A 4,657-nucleotide genomic window follows, 5' to 3' on the forward strand; every position below is an offset into this window, starting at 1 on the left:
GCACCACAAAGACACTTTATGATGACTTAAAGAATTTCAAGAAACGTATTTAGCTTTAATTCGTGTTAAAAGTAAACCCACTCTTAAAACTAATAATCAAAAATTATTTCGTTCGCGATGTTTGTAGAAGAAATGGCAGGCTATGATTATAACGACCTCAATCACGGAGACTGTAATGAAACGGGTGCTCTCCCCGTTGCGGATTAGTTCCGGACCGAAGAATATTGCCATGCAGATAAAATACAATGCAAGTATGGCAGGCAACCAAACTGATTTCTTTATTTTTTTGCGTTTTTCCATTTTTTAATGTGTTTCCGGTTCGGGAGCGTCTTTAAGGTGACGAGATGTCAAAGGGTTGAATTTACCGGAGTTCAAATGGTTGTATATCCGGATGCAAGCCAAAGCGTCTAATGCTGCATAGGCTTGCTGGTGTTCAGAAAGTTCATCAGCTTCCCAGTTGGTCAGTCGTTGCCCTTTGGATATACGTTGGTCAAAAAGAATGCCGTATATGCGGGAAAGGCTGTTGTCGACTATCATGTAATCTTTCACATATTGTTGGAGGTCAATGAATCCACATGGTGAAAGTTCACATATCTTGTTGAGATTGTGGAAATCGTCGTGGATAGACAATCCTACTTTTATTATGCTGTCATTTTCAAGTAGTTGCCTTATAGGTTCTGTCAGACCTGTGCGGTTAATCCGGAACAGATAGCATGTAGTGTCAGATGCTAATTGAAGGAGGGCTACCTTGTTTGACTGACCTCTTCTGAAGCTTGGCTTAGTTTCTGTATCAAAGCCGATAATTCTCTCTTTCGACAATGTTTCTATAGCCTTGGATACATCTTCTTCCGAGTCAACCAATATGATATTGCCCTGATAGGAAGCAGCCGGAAGAGTGGCAAGCTCCTCTTTTGATATGCTGACTATTTTTTTTGTCTCTTCCATGTTGTATTGCAATTGGTAATTCAGAGAGAGGGCATTTCAAGATATAAGGCATCGGGAAAATGCCTGTCAAGCCATTGCCTTATATAATTACGTGTGTCTTCGCAAATTATTTTGTCTTTATCGAAATGTGAGTTATAAATAACGGCAAACAGCCGTATCCCCGCGTTGCGTAATGCCGACAATGCCAAGAGGGTATGGTTGATGGAGCCGAGTCTGCCGTTTGTCACGAGGATTGCCGGAAGGTTGTGTTCGCACATGTAGTCAATAGTGAGGTATTCCCCCTTGAGCGGCACCATAAGTCCGCCGGCACCTTCTATAAGGACGTTGCCGTATTTCTCTTCAAGAGCATCGGTGGCATCGGAGATAGCATTCAGATCCAGTTCCCTGCCGTCAATTCGGGCTGCGAGATCAGGGGATGCCGGATATGTGAATATTTCAGGGGCAGTGGTGTGAAGCCTGTCTTCCGGCAGCATACCTGTGCCCATAAGTTTACGGTGTATGTCAATATCCTCACTGAAATCCGTGTTTCCTGTCTGCACGAATTTTTGTGTGACCACGTTAATTCCGGCATCAATCATGCCACGGGCAATCCAGCCCGTGGCATAACTTTTGCCTGCATCCGTGTCTATTCCCGTAATGAATATGCGGGAAGGAAATTTTATGTCTTTAAAATTCATTAAGTACGGACTTCTAAACTACCATGCGAACATGGGATAGTCATTCATCATGTCGTTCACTTTCTGACGAACCTCTGTGATTACATTCTCATCATCTGCATTGCAGAGGACGGTGTCTATCAGTTCGGCGATAGTCTCCATCAGCTCCTCTTTGGCACCACGTGTGGTGATTGCAGCCGTGCCGAAGCGGAGACCGCTGGTGAGGAAAGGACTGCGGGTGTCATAGGGCACCATATTCTTGTTTGCCGTGATGTCTGCTTCCACGAGCACGCGTTCCGCTTTCTTGCCGCTCATCTCCGGGAATTTCGGGCGCAGGTCAACGAGCATACAGTGGTTGTCTGTTCCGTCGGAAATAATCTTGTAGCCACGTTTGATAAGTGCCGCGGCAAGTGCCTGTGCGTTTTTCTTTACCTGCAGGGCGTATTCTTTCCATTCCGGTTGGAGAGCTTCACCGAAAGCCACAGCCTTTGCTGCGATCACATGCTCCAACGGACCGCCTTGCACGCCGGGGAACACAGCGGAATCCAGAAGGGCGGACATCTTCTTGATTTCACCCTTGGGAGTCTTCTTGCCCCACGGATTGTCGAAATCTTTACCCATCAAAATGAGTCCGCCACGGGGACCGCGAAGGGTCTTGTGGGTGGTAGTTGTCACAACATGTGCGTGCTTCACCGGATTTTCAAGTAGTCCGGCGGCAATAAGTCCGGCGGGGTGAGCCATGTCAACCATAAATATCGCGCCGATCTCGTCAGCGATCTTGCGTATGCGGGCATAATCCCATTCGCGGCTATAGGCGCTGGCACCGGCGATGATGAGTTTAGGACGCTCCGCGCGAGCTTTCTCTTCCATCTCTTCGTAGTTGACTCTGCCGTCTTCAACGCGTACGGTATAGCTGATCGGCTCGAACATAAGTCCTGAGAAGTTTACGGGGCTTCCGTGGCTGAGGTGACCGCCATGGCTGAGGTCCATGCCCATGAACTTGTCGCCAGGCTGAAGACATGCCATGAATACAGCCATGTTTGCCTGCGCTCCACTATGAGGCTGCACGTTTGCCCATTCAGCATCGAAAAGCTTTTTGGCGCGTTCTATTGCGAGGTTTTCAGCCTCGTCAACCACTTGGCAACCTCCGTAATAACGGTGTGCCGGATATCCTTCTGCATATTTATTTGTCAGGCAGGAACCCATTGCGCGCATAACCTCATCGCTTACAAAGTTCTCGCTGGCTATGAGTTCGATTCCACGACGCTGACGCAGATGCTCGCGATCAATGATGTCAAAAATTTCGTTGTCTCTTTTCATGATTAAAATATTAGTATGATGATCCAAGGTTATCCTCCAAAATTGTCATAATGTATGCTTTCTGGTTCGACACCAAGGTTGTAGAGCATGTTGTTCACAGCATTGCTCATGGGGCCGGGACCGCACATATAATACTGTATGTCTTCAGGAGCCTCGTGGTCTTTTAAGTATGTCTCGTACATGACATTATGAACGAAGCCTGGTGTGTATTTCACGCCTGCCGCATCAGCCGCCGGATCGGGTCGGTCAAGTGCAAGGTGGAAGCTGAAGTTGGGGAATTCTTTTTCAAGCTGCAGGAAATCTTCAAGATAGAAGACTTCGTTGAGTGCTCTCGCTCCGTAGAAATAACTCATCTTGCGGTCTGTGGTACGCAGTGTTTTTGTCATCCACATTATCTGTGCGCGAAGAGGCGCCATTCCGGCACCACCTCCTACCCAGATCATTTCCGCCTTGGAATCCACAATAGGGTGGAAATCTCCATAAGGACCGCTCATCATCACTTTGTCGCCAGGTTTTAGCGAGAAGATGTAAGACGACGCTATGCCCGCCGGCACATCCTGAAAGCCGACCTGAGGTCTTGGTTTGAAAGGAGGAGTGGCTATGCGGACGGTGAGCATTATGCGGTCGCCTTCTTCGGGATAATTAGCCATTGAATAAGCACGCACCGTCTCTTCGTCGTTCGCGGCTTTGAGAGAGAACAGTCCGAATTGCTGCCAAGCCGGAATATATTCCTCTCCTATGAGCTTTTTGTCGATGTCTTTGTCGTAATCCATCGTATATTTCGGAATCCGTATCTGTGCATATGATCCGGGAATGAAGTTCATATGCTCACCTTCCGGCAGACGTACGATAAATTCCTTGATGAATGTGGCTACATTCTTGTTTGAGATCACCTCGCATTCCCATTCCTTGACTTCGAGTGCGGCTTCGGAAACTTTTATTTCCATGTCACCCTTTACCTTGACCTGGCATCCGAGTCTCCAGTTGTCTTTGATTTCCCGGCGTGTGAAGTGCACCGCTTCAGTAGGCAGCATGTCGCCGCCGCCTGATGTCACCTGCAGCTTGCACTGACCGCAGCTTCCTTTTCCGCCGCATGCCGACGAGAGATGCACACCGTTTTCTCCAAGTGTGGCAAGAAGGCTTTTGCCCCCTTCGGCGTGAATCATCTTTTTCCCCTCGTTGATGGAAATTGCTACTTCGCCGCTGTTGACAAGCCATCTTTTAGCCACTAAAAGCACGATGACCAGAACCAGCACAATGATGAGGAATATCAACGAAGCTGCCACAACGTTGTTCCATTGAATCATATTGAGTGAATACATTGCCATTTTCTATTACAGTTTGATTCCGAGGAAGCTCATGAATGCTATGCCCATGAGTCCGGTGATGATGAAAGTTATTCCGATGCCGCGCAGCGGGGCGGGGACGTTGCTGTAGTCAAGCCGTTCGCGTATCGCCGCAAGGCAGGTGATGGCAAGGAGCCAGCCTATTCCGGAACCGGCACCATAGACTGTAGCTGTCCATGCGTTGGTGAATTCACGCTGCTGCATGAACAGGACTGCACCGAGTATCGCGCAGTTGACCGCTATAAGAGGAAGGAATATACCAAGCGAATTGTAAAGTCCCGGAGAATACTTCTCAATCACCATCTCCAGAATCTGAACCAATGCGGCGATAACGGCTATGAACATTATCAATCCGAGAAAAGAGAGATCAGCAGGCGCATATTCTTCACC

At 48.0% G+C, this 4,657-nt stretch carries 6 protein-coding genes; all 6 read right to left on the bottom strand.

Going from position 1 to position 4,657, the window contains the following annotated elements:
* Positions 1-96 precede the first annotated feature (96 nt).
* Entirely contained in the window at positions 97-300 is a 204-nt protein-coding gene (locus tag JX312_RS09455; protein WP_123407636.1) for a hypothetical protein, read from the bottom strand.
* A gap of 3 nt (positions 301-303) precedes the next feature.
* Positions 304-945, bottom strand: a complete 642-nt coding sequence (locus JX312_RS09460; protein WP_128708048.1) for a 3'-5' exonuclease — start codon at positions 943-945, stop codon at positions 304-306.
* Between the two features lie 20 nt (positions 946-965).
* Positions 966-1,622 (bottom strand): dethiobiotin synthase, encoded by a 657-nt coding sequence (gene bioD / locus JX312_RS09465; RefSeq protein WP_128708049.1) that lies wholly within the window; start codon positions 1,620-1,622, stop codon positions 966-968.
* A gap of 18 nt (positions 1,623-1,640) precedes the next feature.
* Entirely contained in the window at positions 1,641-2,921 is a 1,281-nt protein-coding gene (gene glyA, locus JX312_RS09470; protein ID WP_204457823.1) for a serine hydroxymethyltransferase, read from the bottom strand.
* A 29-nt stretch (positions 2,922-2,950) separates the two neighbouring features.
* Positions 2,951-4,225 carry an NADH:ubiquinone reductase (Na(+)-transporting) subunit F gene (gene nqrF / locus JX312_RS09475; protein WP_204457825.1) on the bottom strand — a complete coding sequence of 425 codons (1,275 nt, stop codon included), beginning with the start codon at positions 4,223-4,225 and terminating at the stop codon, positions 2,951-2,953.
* 30 nt (positions 4,226-4,255) lie between these two features.
* Positions 4,256-4,657, bottom strand: a 402-nt coding sequence (locus JX312_RS09480; protein WP_204457824.1) for an Rnf-Nqr domain containing protein, incomplete at its 5' end; no start/stop codon positions are given.

The organism is Barnesiella sp. CU968 (assembly GCF_905219685.1).
Taxonomy (GTDB): Bacteria; Bacteroidota; Bacteroidia; order Bacteroidales; family Muribaculaceae; genus Lepagella; species Lepagella muris_A.

Coding starts and splice junctions, on each gene's coding strand:
- JX312_RS09455 (WP_123407636.1), bottom strand. CDS start 300: ATGGAAAAACGCAAAAAAATAAAGAAATCAGTTTGGTTGCCTGCCATA.
- JX312_RS09460 (WP_128708048.1), bottom strand. CDS start 945: ATGGAAGAGACAAAAAAAATAGTCAGCATATCAAAAGAGGAGCTTGCC.
- bioD (WP_128708049.1), bottom strand. CDS start 1,622: ATGAATTTTAAAGACATAAAATTTCCTTCCCGCATATTCATTACGGGA.
- glyA (WP_204457823.1), bottom strand. CDS start 2,921: ATGAAAAGAGACAACGAAATTTTTGACATCATTGATCGCGAGCATCTG.